General features: G+C 72.3%; 13 protein-coding genes. 7 read left to right on the top strand and 6 right to left on the bottom strand.

Annotation, left to right across the window (positions count from 1 at the left end; genetic code table 11):
- Positions 1 to 45: 45 nt before the first annotated feature.
- Both ACFHPP_RS02710 and ACFHPP_RS02705 read right to left on the bottom strand, forming a co-directional pair.
- Positions 46 to 537 carry a MarR family winged helix-turn-helix transcriptional regulator gene (locus ACFHPP_RS02710; protein WP_437161727.1) on the bottom strand — a complete coding sequence of 164 codons (492 nt, stop codon included), beginning with the start codon at positions 535 to 537 and terminating at the stop codon, positions 46 to 48.
- On the bottom strand, positions 534 to 1691 hold the full coding sequence (locus tag ACFHPP_RS02705) for an Acg family FMN-binding oxidoreductase (protein WP_437161726.1): 1158 nt from the start codon (positions 1689 to 1691) through the stop codon (positions 534 to 536). The genes ACFHPP_RS02710 and ACFHPP_RS02705 overlap by 4 nt, the downstream gene beginning before the upstream one ends.
- Before the next feature lie 187 nt (positions 1692 to 1878).
- Here ACFHPP_RS02705 and ACFHPP_RS02700 point away from each other — a divergent pair, with 187 nt between their 5' ends.
- The 3 genes from ACFHPP_RS02700 to ACFHPP_RS02690 all read left to right on the top strand — a co-directional run bounded on the left by ACFHPP_RS02700 (position 1879) and on the right by ACFHPP_RS02690 (position 7119).
- Positions 1879 to 4551 (top strand): PAS domain S-box protein, encoded by a 2673-nt coding sequence (locus ACFHPP_RS02700; protein WP_437161725.1) that lies wholly within the window; start codon positions 1879 to 1881, stop codon positions 4549 to 4551.
- Between the two features lie 64 nt (positions 4552 to 4615).
- Positions 4616 to 6139, top strand: a complete 1524-nt coding sequence (locus ACFHPP_RS02695; protein WP_437161724.1) for an acyl--CoA ligase — start codon at positions 4616 to 4618, stop codon at positions 6137 to 6139.
- Positions 6136 to 7119: a 2-dehydropantoate 2-reductase gene (locus ACFHPP_RS02690; protein WP_437161723.1), complete on the top strand. Its 984-nt coding sequence runs from the start codon at positions 6136 to 6138 to the stop codon at positions 7117 to 7119. The genes ACFHPP_RS02695 and ACFHPP_RS02690 overlap by 4 nt, the downstream gene beginning before the upstream one ends.
- Here ACFHPP_RS02690 and ACFHPP_RS02685 read toward each other — a convergent pair.
- Genes ACFHPP_RS02685 through ACFHPP_RS02675 form a run of 3 tightly spaced genes read right to left on the bottom strand, consistent with a single transcriptional unit; the run spans position 7107 to position 10010 of the window.
- Entirely contained in the window at positions 7107 to 7886 is a 780-nt protein-coding gene (locus ACFHPP_RS02685) for a fumarylacetoacetate hydrolase family protein (RefSeq protein ID WP_437161722.1), read from the bottom strand. The two genes, ACFHPP_RS02690 and ACFHPP_RS02685, sit on opposite strands and share 13 nt — an antisense overlap.
- Positions 7887 to 7896: 10 nt before the next feature.
- Entirely contained in the window at positions 7897 to 9036 is a 1140-nt protein-coding gene (locus ACFHPP_RS02680; protein ID WP_437161721.1) for a hypothetical protein, read from the bottom strand.
- Complete coding sequence (locus ACFHPP_RS02675) at positions 9033 to 10010, bottom strand: Bug family tripartite tricarboxylate transporter substrate binding protein (protein ID WP_437161720.1); 978 nt, start codon at positions 10008 to 10010, stop codon at positions 9033 to 9035. Before ACFHPP_RS02675 ends, ACFHPP_RS02680 begins: the two co-directional genes overlap by 4 nt.
- A 146-nt stretch (positions 10011 to 10156) precedes the next feature.
- Between ACFHPP_RS02675 and ACFHPP_RS02670 the strand changes: the two genes are divergently transcribed.
- The 4 genes from ACFHPP_RS02670 (at position 10157) to glnA (ending at position 15427) form a co-directional block, all read left to right on the top strand.
- Positions 10157 to 11797 (top strand): GMC family oxidoreductase, encoded by a 1641-nt coding sequence (locus ACFHPP_RS02670; RefSeq protein WP_437161719.1) that lies wholly within the window; start codon positions 10157 to 10159, stop codon positions 11795 to 11797.
- Between the two features lie 50 nt (positions 11798 to 11847).
- Complete coding sequence (locus ACFHPP_RS02665; RefSeq protein ID WP_437161718.1) at positions 11848 to 13197, top strand: hypothetical protein; 1350 nt, start codon at positions 11848 to 11850, stop codon at positions 13195 to 13197.
- A gap of 270 nt (positions 13198 to 13467) precedes the next feature.
- Entirely contained in the window at positions 13468 to 13806 is a 339-nt protein-coding gene (locus tag ACFHPP_RS02660; RefSeq protein ID WP_430668301.1) for a P-II family nitrogen regulator, read from the top strand.
- A 181-nt stretch (positions 13807 to 13987) separates the two neighbouring features.
- Positions 13988 to 15427, top strand: a complete 1440-nt coding sequence (glnA, locus tag ACFHPP_RS02655) for a type I glutamate--ammonia ligase (RefSeq protein ID WP_437161717.1) — start codon at positions 13988 to 13990, stop codon at positions 15425 to 15427.
- 65 nt (positions 15428 to 15492) lie between these two features.
- Here glnA and ACFHPP_RS02650 read toward each other — a convergent pair whose 3' ends face one another.
- Positions 15493 to 17235 (bottom strand): HWE histidine kinase domain-containing protein, encoded by a 1743-nt coding sequence (locus ACFHPP_RS02650; protein ID WP_437161716.1) that lies wholly within the window; start codon positions 17233 to 17235, stop codon positions 15493 to 15495.
- Positions 17236 to 17294 lie beyond the last annotated feature (59 nt).

The raw sequence follows: 17294 nt of genomic DNA, 5'->3' as shown, positions 1-17294 counted from the left end.
GCGTGCCCCGAGCCGCCCGGCGTGGACGCCGGGCTTGAAGATGCGTCACTCCTCCGCGTCGCGCGCGCGGTCCAGCGCGCTGCGCAGGCGGCGCAGCAGGGGCAGGATGGCGGCGATCTCGGCCTCGGCCAGGCCGTGATCCACCGCGCAGACCGATGCCTCCGCGATGCCGACCGCACCGGCGCGGGCGGCGCGGCCGGCCGGCGTCAGGAAGACCAGCTTGCCGCGGCCATCCTTGGGGTCGGGCGCAGTGCGGACCAGGCCACGCGCCTCCAGCTTCTGGATCGTGTTGGTCATGGCCGGGCGTTCCACCTGCACGGCGCGGGCGATGCGCGCCAGGCTGCGGCCGTCCCCCATCCGGGTCAGGTGGTTCAGCACGATGAAGTGGGACAGGCGCAGCCCCTCGGGCAGCGCCCGTTCCATCCGGTTGCGGGCCAGATGCTCGATGATGGCGATCTCGTTCAGCAGCATGAAGACCGGCGGGTCCGCCGCCGGCCCGCGCGCCAACTGCTGGTCCCGTACCGGCGGATCGCTCATGCAGGGCGGATGCGCGTGGCGGCGGGCCAGCGCGGCGTCGGCGGCACGGCCGGGCCGTAGCCGAGGCGTCCCAGCATCTGCACGGTGCCCCCTTGCCCCAGCATGGCCTGTGCCTCCGCGTAGTGTTCCGCCATTTCGGGAAACTCCTGCAGCGCCTGGCTCACCGGATGCAGCGACAGGCCGAGGCCGGTGGCGGCGAGGTTGAGGCGCAGCCAGTCGCGGCCCGAGGCCAATGCCTCCGCCCGGCTGTTGCCCGGGGTGCTGGTCCAGACATAGGCCGGCGTTGCCTCCAGCATCGGCGCGTAGCGCGCGACCATGATGTCGTAGCCGGGGCGGCCGGGCAACATCGCCTCCCGCGTGATCTGGCCGGCGGCGACGGCTTCATCCAGCCCCGGGCCGTAGATGCTGATGCCGTCCGGCTGGGCCGCCACGGCCTCGCGGCCCATGCGCATCAGGTCGACGCTTTCCAGATGTGCCGGCCCCGTCGTCGCCTCCGTCTGCCAGGCGCGCCAGGCCAGGCCGCGGATGGCGGCCACCTGGTCCGGGGCGATGGTGCCGCCGAAGCGACCGGGCGCGGCAACCTGCGTGGCCAGGGCGGCCAGCGCCTCGGGCGGCACCGGGCGGGCCATGTCATAGGGGCGCTTCACCGACCGCCGCCGGGCCGCATGGGCAAAAAGCGGGTCCGGCACGCCGCCGGGCGCCAGCCGCAGCAGCGCCACCGGGCGGCCATCCAGCCGCGGGCGGGGCTCGCCTTCGGGAAAGGGGGTCACGGTGGTGGCGAAGCCCTGCGCGGCGGCGGCCAGGCGGAACAACTCGGCAAAGGCGCCGAGGCCGATGGTGATCTGGCGATCGAAGGGATCCGTCACCGGCAGCCGGCGGTCGAGGTCGCAGCGCAGCACCACCGTATCCGGCGCGGCTGCGGGCAGTTCGGCGATCCAGGGCTGCCGGTTGTGCGGGTTCGGCGCCAGCACCGCCCAGGCCAGGGCGCGGATGCGCGGGTCCGGGTGGGCGGCGGCGGCCGGCGCCTCCGCCCAGGGGGCGGCCGGGTCGCTGCGGACGGCCTGGCCCAGCGCGCGACCGCCGGAGGGCAGCGGCGACAGGATCAGGGCGGCGGCGCCGGCGGCGCGGAGGATGTGGCGGCGGGGCAGGGTCATGACGGGCTCCAAATATTCGACATCGAATTATATGATTTGATGTCGAACTTTATGCAAGCTGATTTGCCTGGTGCCGGGCCTCCTCCATGATCCCGGCCCGCTCGTCTCAAGCAGACTCGACCGGCGCAGGGTGATCCGAGCCGAGACGGGCCTCGACAGGCCCCCGGCGTCGTGGTCCGCTGCCCGCATGGGACGAACCAACCCTGCGGCGCAGGCCAGGCCCGAGATCTCGGGTCCATTCGGGGACGGCTATCTCGAACTGGATGCGTCGCTCACCATCCTGCGCCCCCTCGCATGGGCTGGCCGCCGCCTGGCGGAGGTCCTGCCCGCTTCCGCCGAGACGGCGCTGCGCCAGGCGCACGTCTCCGGCGCCGGCACCAGCCTGGTGCTGCCGGCGCCCAGCGCAGCAGGTCCATCCGATGAGCGCGTGGAATGGCAGGTTCACGCCAATGCCGCCGGCGGCCTGTCCATCTTCCTCCGCCGCCTGCCGGACCCCCAGGCCGGCCGGCTCGGCCTGCTCGCCGCGCTGGATGAGGGCTTCCTGCTCGGCGAGATCGTCGGCGACCCGGCCGCGCCGCCGACGGATGTCCGCTTCATCGAGGCCAACCCGGCCGCCATCCGCCTCGCCGGGGAGGACTACACCGGCCGCAGGCTGTCCGACCTGAATTCGGCCCTGGCGCCCTGCTGGCGGGAGATCTTCCGCCAGGCGCCGGCCGAGGGCAGCGGCCGGCGCTTCGAGGTCCTCCTGGCGCCGCTGCGCATCTGGCTGGAATGCTACGTGGTGCGGCTGCCCATCCCCGGGCCCCGGCTCGTCGCGGCGCTGTTCCGCGACGTGACGGAGCGCCGGCGCGCCGCCGCGGCGCTGGAGGACAGCGGCCGGCGGATGGCGGCGATCGTGGCCCAGGCCGCGGTCGGTCTCAGCGAGATCGCGCTCGATGGCCGGTTCATCGAGGTGAATGACGAATTGTGCCGCATCCTGGGCCGCGACCGGCCAACGGTGCTTGCCCTCGGCGTCGCCGAGGTGACCTGGCCGGAGGATATGACGGCCAGCCGCGCAGCGCTGCAACAGGTGATCGAGACCGGGCAGCCGGTGGCGGTGGACAAGCGCTACCGGCGCCCGGATGGCAGCGCGGTCTGGGCCAGCAGCAGCCTCAGCCGGCTGGACGACGAGCAGGGCCGGCCGCGTGCCGTGCTGGCGGTGACGGCGGACCTGACGGCGCGCCGGCAGAACGAGGCGCATCTGTATGAAAGCGAGGCGCGCGTGCGCACGCTGGCGGAGGGCATCCCGCAACTGGTCTGGCGCGCCACCCGGGCCGGCGAATTGGATTGGGTGAGCCCGCAATGGACCGCCTTCACCGGGCTGAGCCTGGAATCGAGCCTCGGCCATGGCTGGCTGGAGGCGGTGCACCCCGAGGATCGCGAGGCGACGCTGGATGCCTGGGTGGTGGCGGAGGCGGAGGGCCGCTTCGCGGTCGAACACCGCATCCACGTCGTCACCGACGGCTACCGCTGGTGCCAGAGCCGCGCCGCGCTGCGCCGGGAGGACGGCGCGGTGGAATGGCTCGGCACCTCCACCGACATCGAGGACCAGGTGCGCCTGCGCCACGACCTGGCGCGGGCGCGGGACGAGATGGAAACGCTGGTCGCCGCCCGCACCTCGGAGCTTGCCAACGCGCTGGAGGCGCTGCGCGCCGAGGTGCAGGAGCGCGAGCGGGCGGAGGAGGCGCTGCGCCACACCCAGAAGCTGGAAGCCGTGGGCCAGTTGACCGGCGGCATCGCGCACGACTTCAACAACATGCTGCAAGGCGTCACCGGCGGGCTCGACATGGCGCGCCGCCGTGTCGAGCAGGGCCGCGGCGCGGATGCGGTGCGCTACCTGGAGGCGGCGCAGGATGCGGCGCAGCGCGCGGCGGCGCTGACCCGGCGGCTGCTGGCCTTCGCCCGCCGGCAACGGCTCGACCCCCGGCTGCTGGACCCGGCCGCGCTCATCCAGGGGATGGGTGACCTGGTCCGCCGCACCGTGGGGCCATCCATCGCCCTGGAGCTGGAGCTGGACCCGGCCCGCGGCAGCAGCGTGCTGTGCGACCCGAGCGAGCTGGAGGGCGCGCTGCTGAACCTCTGCATCAATGCGCGCGACGCCATGCCGGACGGCGGGCGCCTGGCCATCGGTACCACCACGCGGCGCTTCGGCCGCGCGGAGCTGCTGCACCACGCCGGCGCGGAGCCCGGCGAGTATGTCGGCCTCTCGGTCTCCGACACCGGCACCGGCATGCGGCGGGAGGTGATGGAGCGGGTGTTCGAGCCCTTCTTCACCACCAAGCCGCAGGGCCAGGGCACCGGGCTGGGGCTCAGCCAGGTCTATGGCTTCGTGCGGCAATCCGGCGGGCTGGTGCGGATCGAGAGCGCGCTGGGGCGCGGCACCACGGTGCGCCTGTGGCTGCCGCGGCACGACACGCCCGCGCCGCCACCGGCCGCCGAGCCGCGCGCCACGCCGAAGCGCTGCGCGACCGGCGAGGTGGTGCTGCTGGTGGATGACGAGGCCGCCGTGCGCACCCCGGCCGCCGCCCGGCTGCGGGAGCTGGGCTACGAGGTGCTGGAAGCCCAGGACGCCGCCGCAGCTTTGCGGATGGTCAGCGCCCGGCAGCGCATCGACCTGCTGGTGACCGATGTGGGCCTGACCGGCGGCATGAACGGGCGGCAACTGGCGGAGGTGCTGCAGGACCAGCGGCCGAACCTGCCGGTGCTGTTCATCACCGGCTATGCCGGCTCCGTGCTGCCGCAGGGCGTCGACGTCATCGGCAAGCCCTTCGCGCTGGATGCGCTGGCGCAACGGGTCCAGGCGGCGCTGGCCCGGCCGTGACCGGACGGCGCTTTCCATCCGGGCCGCCGCGCGGATAGGCTCGCCGCAAAGTCAGGAGGACTTCATGCCGGACACCCACACGGTTGCCGAACTGCTCGCGCGCGGCGCGGCGGACGACCCCGCCATCCGCGCCACGGAAGGCCGCGCGCCGCTGACCTATGCGGCGCTGCGCGAGCTGGTGGCGGCGACCGGGGCGGCGCTGAACGCGGTGGGCATCGGCCGCGGCGACCGGGTGGCGATCGTGCTGCCGAACGGGCCGGAGATGGCGACGGTCTTCCTGGCCGTGGCCTGCCACGCCACCACGGCCCCGCTGAACCCGGCCTACCGGGGCGAGGAATTCGAGTTCTACATCGACGACCTGAAATCCAAGGCCCTGCTGGTGGCGCAGGGCGTCGAGACGCCCGCCCGCGCCGCGGCGGCGAAGCTGGGCGTGCCGGTGATCGAGGTGGTGCCCGATGCGACCCGCGGCGCCGGCGCCTTTTCGCTCTCCGGCGGCACGCCAGGACCGGCGGCGCGGCCCGGCGTCGCGGAAGCCGACGACGTGGCGCTGGTGCTGCACACCTCCGGCACCACGGCGCGGCCAAAGATCGTGCCGCTGACGCATGGCAACGTCACCGCCTCCGCCCGGCACATCGGCGCGGCGCTGGCGCTGACGCCGGATGATGCCTGCCTGAACGTGATGCCGCTGTTCCACATCCACGGGCTGATCGCCGCCGTGCTGTCCTCGCTCGGCGCGGGCGGTGCCGTGTGCTGCACGCCGGGCTTCGACGCGCTGCGCTTCTTCCGCTGGCTCGATGAGGAACGGCCGAGCTGGTACACGGCGGTGCCGACGATGCACCAGGCGATCCTGTCGCGGGCCGAGCGCAACGCGGAGATCATCGCGCGCGCCCGGCTGCGCTTCCTGCGCTCCTCCTCCGCCTCCCTGCCCGGCCCCGTCATGCAGCAGCTGGAGAAGGCGTTCGGCGCGCCGCTGGTCGAAAGCTACGGCATGACGGAGGCGGCGCACCAGATGGCGTCCAACCCCCTGGCCGGGCCGCGCAAGCCGGGCAAGGTCGGGCTGCCGGCGGGGCCGGACGTCGCCATCATGGCCGATGACGGCACGATGCTGCCGCAGGGCGAGATCGGCGAGGTGGTGATCCGCGGCCCGAACGTGACGAAGGGCTACGAGGCGAATCCGGAGGCGAACGCCAAGGCCTTCCTGAATGGCTGGTTCCGCACCGGCGACCAGGGGATGCTGGACGAGGACGGCTTCCTGATGCTGACCGGCCGCCTGAAGGAACTGATCAACCGCGGCGGGGAGAAGGTGTCGCCGCTGGAAGTGGACGGCGTGCTGTCGGCGCATCCCTGCGTGGCGCAGGCGCTGTGCTTCGCCATGCCGCACGCCAAGCTTGGCGAGGAAGTGGGGGCCGCCGTGGTGCTGCGCGACGGCATGGAGCTGACGGAACGCGAGTTGCGCGACTTCGCCGCGCAGCACCTGGCGGACTACAAGGTGCCGCGCAAGGTGGTGTTCCTGGACGACATCCCGAAGGGGGCAACGGGCAAGCTGATGCGCATCGGGCTGGCCGAGAAGCTGGGGCTTTCGCTGTGAGGATCTGTGTGTTCGGCGCCGGCGCGATCGGCGGGCTGATGGCGGCGAAGCTCGCGGCCAAGGGCGATGTGGAGGTCACCGTGGTGGCGCGGGGACCGCATCTCGCGGCGATGCAGGCGAACGGCCTGCGGCTGCGCAGCGGCGGGCAGGATACGGTGGTGCATCCGCGCTGCGTCGGATCGGCGGCGGAAGCGGGCGTGCAGGATTATGTCGTCGTCACGCTGAAGGCGCATGCGCTGCCGGGTGCCGCGCCGCAGATGCAGCCGCTGCTGGGGCCGGACACCGCCATCGTCTCCGCCGTCAACGGCATCCCCTGGTGGTACTTCTACAAGCACCCCGGCGGCTTCGAGGATCATCGCGTGGCCAGCGTGGATCCCGACGGCAAGGTCTGGGAGATGCTGCATCCCTCGCGTGCCATCGGCGCCATCGTCTACCCGGCGGCGGAGGTGGCGGAGCCCGGCATCATCGAGCACACCTATGGCGACCGCTTCACCCTCGGCGAACCGGATGGCAGCCGCAGCGCGCGCGTCAACGCCCTGTCGGAGGCGCTGATCGCCGCCGGCTTCAAGGCGCCGGTGCGGCCCAAGATCCGCGACGAGATCTGGGTGAAGCTGTGGGGCAACCTCGCCTTCAACCCGATCAGCGCGCTGACCGGCGCGACGCTGGATGTCATCACGGGCGATCCCGGCCAGCGCCAGGTCGCGCGCGACATGATGCTGGAGGCGCAGGCCGTCGGGGAAAAACTCGGCGTGCGCTTCGGCATCGATGTCGACAAGCGCATCGCCGGCGCGGCGGAGGTCGGCGCGCACAAGACCTCCATGCTGCAGGACCTGGAGCGCGGCCGGCCGATGGAAATCGATGCGCTGCTCGGCGTGGTGGTGGAGATGGCGGAGATGGTGGATTTGCCGGTGCCGACCTGCCGCACCGTGCTGGCGCTGGTGCGCGCCCGCGGCCGCAGCGCGGGGTGTTACTCCGGCTGAGGCGCAAAGATGTTGCGGAGCGTGCCAATGCCTTCGATCGTCACCTCCACCACCATCCCCGGCCGCATCGGCAGCGCGCCGACGGAGGTGCCGCAAGCGATCACGTCGCCCGGTTGCAGCGTCATCTCGCGCGAGATCAGGGACACGATTTGGGCCGGCGGGATGATCATGTCGGCACAGGGATAATCCTGCCGCACCCGGCCATTCAGCGCGACCTTCACGCGCAGCGCGGACCAGTCGAGCCCGGTGGCGATCGCCGGGCCGATCGGGCCGAAGCTGTCGCAGCCCTTGGCGCGCGCCCATTGCGGGAAGGACGGGTCGGCGTGCAGCAGGTCCAGCGCCGTCACGTCGTTGATGCAGGTCAGGCCGAAGATCGCGGCCTCCGCCTGCGCCTCGGTCACGTCGGCGCAGGTCGCACCGATCACCAGGCCCAGCTCGCCCTCATAGATCACGCGGCCGGCGTAGCTGCCAGGCGGGCGGATCGGCGCGTCGGGGCCGATGACGCAGCGGGGGTTCTTCAGGAAGGTCAGCGGGACGTCCGGCAGCGCCAGGTTCTGCTTCGCGGCGGCTTCCCGGAAATTGTTCCAGAGGCCGATGAACAGGCCGGGCTGCACCGGGGCGAGCAGCTTGGCCTCGACCAGCGGCACCGCTTCCCCGGTCGGCTTCGCGCCCGCAAAGAGGTCGCCCTCGTGGCGCAGGATCGTGTCGCCCTCCAGCATCCCGAAGCCATCGAGGCCGGCGTGGTTGAAGCGAACCCAGAGGGTCATTGGTGTCTCCTCAGGCGGGGGCAGGCTCGGCTTGCGCCCACAACACCGACATGGCGGCGACGGCACGGGCGATGGCGGCGGCACGGGGCAGGTCGATGCTGGTGGGCCAGCGATCCTCGGGCGCGTGGAACCAGGGGTTGGACCCGATCAGGGACAGGTAGCGCCCGCCGCGCGTCTCGACCTCATGCGCCTCCCCATTCGCCTTGCCGCCGGTCGCGGCGGTGATCGCGCCGCCGGGATACCCGGCCTCCTCCAGCGCCCGCTGCATCCGCGGCGCCAGGTCCGGGACATTGCTGCGCACCGTCAGGCGCGGATCCTCCGCCGCACCGAGGTTTGCGCCCAGATGCAGCACCAGCGATGCATCCCGCACCAGCGCGGGCTCGGCGTCGAAGACGTGGCGGGCGCCGAAATGGCCCAGTTCGTGGCCGCAGCTCGCCAGCGCCACGATGGGCCGCGGGCGCGACGCGCTGGCCAGCGCGCGGAGTGCCGTCAGCCAGGCCAGGATGCCGCCGCCGCGCTCCGCCGTGCTGGTCCACCAGGATGTGCGGGGCGTCAGGATCACCAGCTTCGGGCCGGCGCCCGGCAGGTCCACCCGCACGGAATGGGAGACGGCGGGTGCGCGCGTGCCCTCCACCACCAGCCGGCCCTCGGCGCCCGCCTCGGCCAGCGCCAGCAGCCGTGCGGCATCGTGCCCGGCCAATTGCAGCACCGGCGGGCCGAAGGGCGCGTGCTGGTCATGTGCGTTCAGCGGTGCCAGGCCATCGCCCTTGATCCGCAGCGCGATCACCAGCCCGGCGTGCCGGCTCGCGGCACGCGCCTGGGCGAAGGCATTGCCCGGCAGGCTGGCCGCGCCGGGGTGGAATTCGCCGACGCCGATGGCCGCCGCCGAGCCGAGTGGTCCCAACCGCCCCTGCACGCCCGCCGGCCCGGTCAGGCCGCCATCGAACAGCGGCAGGCCGTGCAGCGTGAAGCCGCCGGACTCCAATGTCGCGGTGCCGGGCGTGAAGCGCTGGAACGGTGTCGGCACCAGCACCGCGCCGAGATGCGAGACCTGGTCACGCAGCCACTGCGCCGAGTGCAGATCCCCGCTGCCGCCGCTGCGGCGTTCGCCGAAGCCATCATAGGCGGCGAAGAAGGCTTCCGGTGTCATTCGACGCGGACATCCGACAGGGCCACGAGGCGGGTCAGCCGCCGATGCTCCTCGGGCCAGAGCGCAGCGTAGGACGCTGGAGTCTCCGACAGGACCAGCTCACCGCCATCCCGGGTCAGCGCGTCACGCAGCGTCGCGTCGCCTTCCACCGCCTGCTTCACCGCGGCATGGATGCGTGTGACCGCCACCGCCGGCATGCCAGCCGGGCCGACGATGGAGGAGATGCTGGTGACGACCGGCCCGTCCGGCACCGTCTCCGCCAGCGTCGGCACCTCCGGCATCACCGGCATTCGGCGTCCGCCGCCGGTCAGCAGGATGCGGATCAGGCCATCCTGCGCGCGCGGCACGGCGATGTTGCTGATGGCGAAGGCAAAATCGACCTCGCCCTGCTCGACCGCCAGCGCCGCCTGGTTGGCGCCGCGATAGGGCACATGCACGCCCTGCGCGCCGATCAGCTTCAGCATCGCCGCCGCGGCCATGTGCGCCGGCGTGCCGACGCCGCCGGAGCCGTAGCGCAGCCCGTCGCGGCTGGCCTTCGCGGCCGCCAGGAAGGCGGCCACGTCGGCCCATGGCGACGCCTTCCGCACGCACAGCACGGCGGGCTGCTCGACGATGGTCAGCACGGGGGTGAAGTCGCGGGCCCAGTCATAGCCGGGGTTGCGCTGCATCACCGCCTGGGTGATCGCGGTGCCGCCGCCGCAGAGCAGGGTGTGGCCATCGGGCTCGGCACGGGCCACGGCCTGGGAGGCGATCAGCCCGCCGGCCCCGGCCCGGTTCTCGATCACGACGGACCCGCCGAGCGCCTCGGAGGCGCGCGCCATGACCAGCCGGGCGATGGTGTCGGAGGACGCTCCGGCCGCGAAGGGCACGATGAGGCGGATCGGTCGGGTCGGCCAGTTCGACGCAGGCGCCTGCGCGGCGACGGGCCGCACGGACAGCAGGCCGAGTCCCGCCAGCAGGTTGCGGCGCAGCATCGCGTTGTCCTCCACGGGCTTGTTGCAGAGCCTTGTTGGCAGCGACGGTAGGTGCCGCCCTCCACCGCCGTCAAGCAACAGGCCCGGCGGCTTTGCAGCCCCGCCTGCGCCCCCTAGTCTCGGCGCCGCAGAGCGAGGAATCCGGCATGTCCGCGGGCGTCGACAGTTTCGACTACGTCATCGTCGGCTCCGGCGCCGCCGGCTCCGTGCTGGCGAACCGGCTGACGGTGGACCCCGGCGTGACGGTCTGCGTGCTGGAGGCCGGGCCGCCGGACCGCAACCCGTTCATCCACATCCCCGCCGGCTTCATCAAGACGCTGGCCGACCCCGGCGTCACCTGGCAGTTCAAGACCGAAGCCATCCCGATGACCGGCGGGCGGCGCATCAGCACGACGCAGGGGCGCACGCTGGGTGGCTCCTCCTCGGTCAACGGGCTGATCTACAACCGGGGCCAGCCGGCGGACCTGGACAGTTGGGCGCAGCGTGGCAACCGCGGCTGGGGCTATGCCGACTGCCTGCCCTACTACCGGCGCAGCGAGAACCGCATCGGTGCCAAGGGGGCAGAGATCGATGAATCGCGCGGGCGCAACGCGGACGGCATCCCGATCACCGACATGGACTGGATCAACCCGGTGTCGGAGGCCTTCATCCAGGGCTGCCTCGGCCTCGGGATTCCGCGGGCGAAGGACTACAATTCCGGCCACCAGGCCGGCGTCGGCTACTACCAGCGCACCATCCGCAACGGCCGCCGCATCTCCGCCGCCGTGGCCTTCCTGCGCCCGGCGATGAAGCGCCCGAACCTGGAGGTGCGCACCAATGCCCGCGCCAGCCGCATCCTGTTCGAGGGCAGGCGGGCCATCGGCATCCAGTATGTCGCAGCCCCCGGCGCCCCGGTGCGGGAAGTGCGGGCGCGGCGGGAGGTGATCCTGTCCGCCGGCACCGTCAACACCGCGCGGCTGCTGCAGATTTCCGGCGTCGGTCCCGCCGACCTGCTGGGCCGCCTCGGCGTGCCGGTGGTGCATGAGGTGCGCGGCGTCGGCTCGAATTTCCGGGACCACTACGCCTCCCGCTTCGTGATGCGCGCGAAGCCGGGCGTCGAGACGCTGAACGAGCTGTCGCGCGGCCTGAAGCTCGGCGGGCAGATCGCGCGCTGGGCGCTGCGGCGGCCGAACATCCTCGCCACCACGCCCTCCCATGTCCACGTCTTCTGGAAGAGTTTCGAGGGGCTGGACGAGCCGGACCTGCAATGCGTCTTCACCCCCGGCTCCTACGCCGAGGGCAAGGTCTATGTGCTGGACGACTACCCCGGCGTCACCGCCGGCGCCTGGCAGCACCGCCCGGAAAGCACCGGCTGGGTGCGGGCGCGCAGCACCAACGTGTTCGAGGACCCGGAGATCAACCCGAACTACCTCTCGGACCCGATGGACATCCGCGTGCATCTCGGCGGCATGCGGCTGCTGCGGCGGATGCTCGGCACGCCGGAACTCGGCCGGCTGCTGGAGGGCGAGACGCTGCCCGGGCCGAAGGTGCAGGGCGACGACGAATTGCTGGACTTCGCCAAGCGCAACGGCAGCACCACCTACCACCTGATCGGCACCGCGCGGATGGGGCCGGAGACCGACCCGAGCGCGGTGGTGAGCGACCGGCTGCTGGTGCATGGCATGCAGGGCCTGCGGGTGGTCGATGCGTCCATCATGCCCGCCATGCCCTCCGCCAACACCTATGCGACGACGATGATGATCGCGGAGAAGGCGGCCGACTTCATTCTCGGCAGGTCGGCCGGTTGAGTGGCGCGGCCGGGCGCCGCATAACGCCCGGCCATTGCAGGACCACCGCCATGCCAGAAAACGAGGACCGGGTCGGCCAGGCGGTCGCCCTGGCGCAGGATGTGGGCGAGGACCTCGATTCCGTCCTGCTGACCACCTATCCGGACGCCGAGACGCTGGACACGCTGCGGCCCGGCGCGCCGGACCTCGCCACGGTGAATGCCGTGACCCGCGCCGTGGCCCAGGCGCTGGCGGCGCAGGGGGTCGAGATCTTCGTCCAGGTCGCCGACCGAGCCGCCTTCCGCCGCTGGATGCAGGGGCGGGAGGATACGCCCGCCATGCGCCGCGCCTGGATCGACCGCGGCCGCCTGCTGCGCGGCGCCCCGGCCTTCCGCGCCCTGGGGCTGGAGGCGCCGCCGGCACCCCGACCGCCGGGCTTCGGCAAGGCGCCCGGCCCGATCGCCGACCGGCTGCTGACGGCCTTCGAGGCCGAGGATGGCGGCGCCTTCGACGACCTCGCCCAGGCGCTGCTGGCCGCGGAGCGCCAGGACGTGCTCGACCTGGCGCTGCGCAAGATCGCCGCGCGCCACGGCGACGAGGCGGCGGAGGAGCTGGAGGACACGCTGCTCGCCGCGGCGGAGGCCGCCCGGCTCGGCCCTTCCGGCTGGGCGCAGGTGGTGGCGCTGCCGGTGGCGCTGCCCGCGGCGCGGCCGCCCGATGCCGGCGCGATGGGCGAGAGCCTGGTCGCCGCCGGCCTGCTGCCTGACAGCCTGGAGGTCCGCTTCCTGCCGGGCTGGCGGTCCCCGGACGCGGTGGCGGAGCTGTCGCCGCTCGCGGTGCGGCGCATCCTGCTCGACCTGCTGGCGGGGGCGGAGCCCGCCGACCTGCCGCCGGGCGACACGGACCAGTTGGCGCAGCGCGGCTTCGGCGTGCTGGTCGGGCTGCAGGTCGACTGGTCCCTGCCCATCTGGGACGACATCGCCGAGGCTGGCGACCTGCCGCCGGAGCCCGAGGAGGACGCCGCCGAGACGCCGGAGGAAGCCCAGCGCGCCGAGATGTTCGACCGCTGGCGCGGCGCGACCTTCGAGACCTGCGAGGGCTGCGTGCCGCTCGCCATCGTGCCGCTGTCCGAGGTGGATGCCGAGATCGCGGATTTCATGGAGGAGGCCGGCGGCCAGACGGGAAGCCTGACCGAGATCCGCGACTTCGTCGCCATGGCCCGCGACGAGGCGCGTGGCGAGGAAGTGGTGTGCCGGCCGGAGGTGCTGGGCGATGCGCTGGAGCTTTCGCTGTACACCGCGGGTGGCCGGTTCCTGGACAGCATGACCCTGTCCGGAGACCGCCTGCCGGCCCCGGCGGAGGAGGTGCCGCGGCTGATCGAGGCGTTTGTCCGCGTGGTCCGCGACACGCCCGGCAACTGAAATATTGCCCGTTCTGAAAGCTTGTTGAACGCTTTTTAGGCGTTTTGGGTGACAGCCCTGCCAGATTCCGCGGCGCGTGCCGTTGCCCGGATGGCACGTGCCATGCAACACGGAGGGCGGCGGTGCGTCCGGCGAAAGCCGGTCTCCGGGGGTGGCGGAAGCCGGCCTCCGGGCCGCCCCGCCCGGGCCGCGACTCGAAGGGCGGTGCTCGGGAGGAATCAGCGCTTGCGTCGGCCCTCGGGCGGGCCGGCCTGCGGAGCGACGGAGCCGATGAAAAAGATCGAGGCGATCATCAAGCCCTTCAAACTCGATGAGGTGAAGGATGCGCTGCACGAGATCGGCCTGCAGGGGCTGACCGTGGTCGAGGCCAAGGGGTTCGGCCGGCAGAAGGGGCATACGGAGCTCTATCGCGGCGCCGAATACGTGGTGGACTTCCTGCCGAAGGTGAAGATCGAGGTGGTCTGCCCGGATGGGCTGGCGGAGCGGGCGATCGAGGCGATCACCGCCGCGGCCCGCACCGGGCGCATCGGGGATGGCAAAATCTTCGTCAGCGACGTGCAGGAAGTGATCCGCATCCGCACCGGCGAACGGGGCGAGGACGCGGTCTGAGGTGACCGATCCGCTCCGCGTCACGCGGAGCGGGCAGAAAACGGGCCGGACCGGCGGTGGCGCCGGGGAAGGCTGGCCGGATGGCAGGGGGGGATCCCGCCATCCGGGCGCGCGGCGGGGACCGGTTCCCGTGGCGTGGCATTTGGCACCGGGGATACAGAACGGGACAGGACCGCACACGATGGCGAAGAAGCCGGCAGCCGGGGGCAACAGCGCCGCCGTCTCCAAGGTCATGGAAATGATCAAGGAACACAGCGTCGAATACGTCGATTTCCGTTTCACCGATCCGCGCGGCAAGTGGCAGCACACCGCGCAGCACGTCTCCACCATCGATGAGGACGTGTTCGCCGACGGCATCATGTTCGACGGCTCCTCGATCGCCGGCTGGAAGGCGATCAACGAGTCCGACATGATCCTGATGCCGGACCCCGGCACGGCGGTGATGGATCCCTTCGCGGCCAAGCCGCAGATGATCCTGTTCTGCGACATCGTGGAGCCCTCCACCGGCCAGCTGTACTCCCGCGACCCGCGCTCCACCGCGAAGCGGTCCGAGGCCTACCTGAAGTCGACCGGCATCGGCGACACGGCGTTCTTCGGCCCGGAAGCCGAGTTCTTCGTGTTCGACAGCGTGAAGTTCGGCACCGGCGGCAACTACGGCATCTACCAGCTCGACAGCATCGAGGGTCCGGGCGCCAGCCTGAAGGACTACCCCGAGGGCAACATGGGCCACCGCCCCGTGGTCAAGGGCGGCTACTTCCCGGTGGCGCCGGTGGACAGCGAGGGCGACCTGCGCGCCGAGATGCTGTCGACCATGGGCGAGATGGGCCTGGCGATCGAGAAGCACCACCACGAGGTGGCGCAGTCCCAGCATGAGCTCGGCACCAAGTTCGGACCCATGGTCCAGCAGGCCGACCACATGCAGATCTACAAGTACTGCGTGCACAACGTGGCGCACAGCTACGGCAAGACCGCGACCTTCATGCCGAAGCCGATCTACGGCGACAACGGCAGCGGGATGCATGTGCACCAGTCGATCTGGAAGGCCGGCAAGCCGGTGTTCGCCGGCAACGGCTATGCCGACCTGTCGGAGATGGCGCTGTACTACATCGGCGGCATCATCAAGCACGCCAAGGCGCTGAACGCCTTCACCAACCCGACCACCAACAGCTACAAGCGCCTGATCCCGGGCTTCGAGGCCCCCGTGCTGCTGGCCTACTCGGCCCGCAACCGCTCCGCCTCCTGCCGCATCCCGTATGCGACGAGCCCGAAGGCCAAGCGCGTCGAGGTCCGCTTCCCGGATCCGGGCGCGAACCCCTACCTCGCCTTCGCGGCGATGCTGATGGCCGGCCTCGATGGCATCAAGAACAAGATCCATCCGGGCGATGCCATGGACAAGGACCTGTACGACCTGCCGCCGGAGGAGCTGAAGGGCATCCCGACGGTGTGCGGCTCGCTGCGCGAGGCGCTCGGTGCGCTGGCCGCCGACCACGAGTTCCTGCTCGAGGGCGACGTGTTCACCAAGGACCAGATCGACAGCTACATCGAGCTGAAGTGGGGCGACGTGTACAAGTTCGAGCACACCCCGCACCCGGTCGAGTTCGAGATGTACTACTCGGTCTGATCGGCCGACCGCCGTTCAAGCCAGGGCCGGGGCGCGAAAGCGTCCCGGCCTTTTTCATGCCCGCGTCACGCCGCGGCAGGTGCGCCGGCCGGCATCGCGTGGCGCGGCGGCAGGGTCAGCGACAGGCGCAGGCCGCCGGCGTTCCAGTCGCGATCGATCCGTCCGCCCAATTGCCGTTCCGCCAACTGCCTGATCAGCCGGCTGCCGAAGCCGCTCCGCGCCGGGTCGCCCGTTGGCGGCCGGCCGCCTTCCTCGGACCAGTCGAGCCGCAACCCGCCATCCTCCGCGAACGCCCAGGTGACGGAGATGCGGCCGGTGGGAGATGCCAGGGCGCCATGGCGCGCCGCATTGGTGGCGAGTTCATGCAGCAGCATGGCCAGCGGCTGCACCGCCTCCGCCGCCAGCCAGGCGGGCGGGCCCTCGGCATGGTAGCGGCCGGCATAGGGCGCCAATTCCCCCTCCGCCACCGCCGCCATCCCGGCGCCGTTCCAGGCCTGGCTCGCCAGCACCGAATGGGCGCGCGCCATGGCGGCGACGCGGCCTTCGACCGCGGTCGCGAAGTCATCCGGTGGCAGGTCGCGCGGCGCCAGGCGGATCAGGGCCAGCGCCACAGCCAGGGCGTTCTTGGCGCGGTGGTCCACCTCCCGCATCAGGAAGCCGCGGCGATCCTCGGCCTCGCGCTTGTCCTGGGCGCGGGCGCGCAACTCCGCCGCCGCGGCGCGCAGCCCCAGGCGCAGCGCCTCCAGTTCCGTCACGCCGGAGGGCCCTGCGGCCGGTGGCGGGCCGGTCCCTTCCGCGGCCGCTGCCAGGCCGCGGGCATCGAAGGCGAGATCGGCGACGGAGCGCGCCAGGCGCCGGGCCAGGGCCAGGGCCATCAGCGTGCCGCCGCCGATCACGACCATCCCGCCAAGCATCAGCACTGCCAGCGGGCGCCACCAGCTGGCGGCGTAATTGGCCCAGGGTTCGATCACCGCGACCGACCAGCCCGGCGCGATCGGGATCGGCGCGAGGCCGAAGACCAGTTCCTCCGCCTCCAGCCCAGGTCCGCGAAAGAAGCCGGTTTCGCGCCCCGCGGTCAGGTGCCGGAACCAGGTGGGCACGGCACGCCCGACCAGGCGTTCATGGTCGCGGGACCGGGCGGCGATGTGGCCCTCGGCGTCGACCACGGTCGCGTAGGCGCCGCCGCTCAGCCCCTGGCCCTGCAGCAGCACCGCCAGGCGCGCCGGGTCCAGGGCCATGCCGAGCGCGCGGATGACGCGACCCTCGCGCAGCACCGGGACGAAGATGAAGGAGACCGGGCGGCCGGAGGTGCGGCCGCGGATCACGCCGCCGACCGCGGTGCGGCCGGTGGCGAAGACCCTCGGCAGGGGCGCGTCCTCGGCCGGCAGCATCAGGCCGCCGGGCAGCGCCGTGCCGGCGGGCACCAGCGTGTGCACCTGGTTGCGGAAGTCCGGGCCGGGGCCGGTGACGACCACCCAGGTGTCGAGCGGCGCCGCCACCTCCCGCGCCCGGGCGTGGAACTGGGCGAGGTCGGCCGCCGTGGCGCCCTCGTCCAGCAGCCGGCTGGTCGAAAGGCCGGCCAGCAGGGCCTCGAACCCGGCGATCTCCTGGTTGATCGCCAGGCCAAGCGCCCGCGCGGTCCATTCCAGGCGCGTCTCGAAGCCGTGGCGATAGGCCTCCACCGCGCGCCAGGCGACGACGGAGCCGAGGCCGAGCGACGGGATCAGGAGGGCCACGAACAGGGCGAGGAGATGGGCCTTCAGGCCGTGCGGGCGCCGCGGCGCGGCCGGTGCGGTGGCCTGCCGCAAGGCACTCGGTTCCTGCATCGGCAAGCCCTGCCCGCCCCTTTTCATTGCCGAGGGGCCTG

It is taken from the genome of Falsiroseomonas sp. E2-1-a20, from assembly GCF_051433195.1.
Lineage (GTDB): Bacteria > Pseudomonadota > Alphaproteobacteria > Acetobacterales > Acetobacteraceae > Falsiroseomonas.
This window is presented reverse-complemented; position numbering and strand designations above follow the sequence as displayed.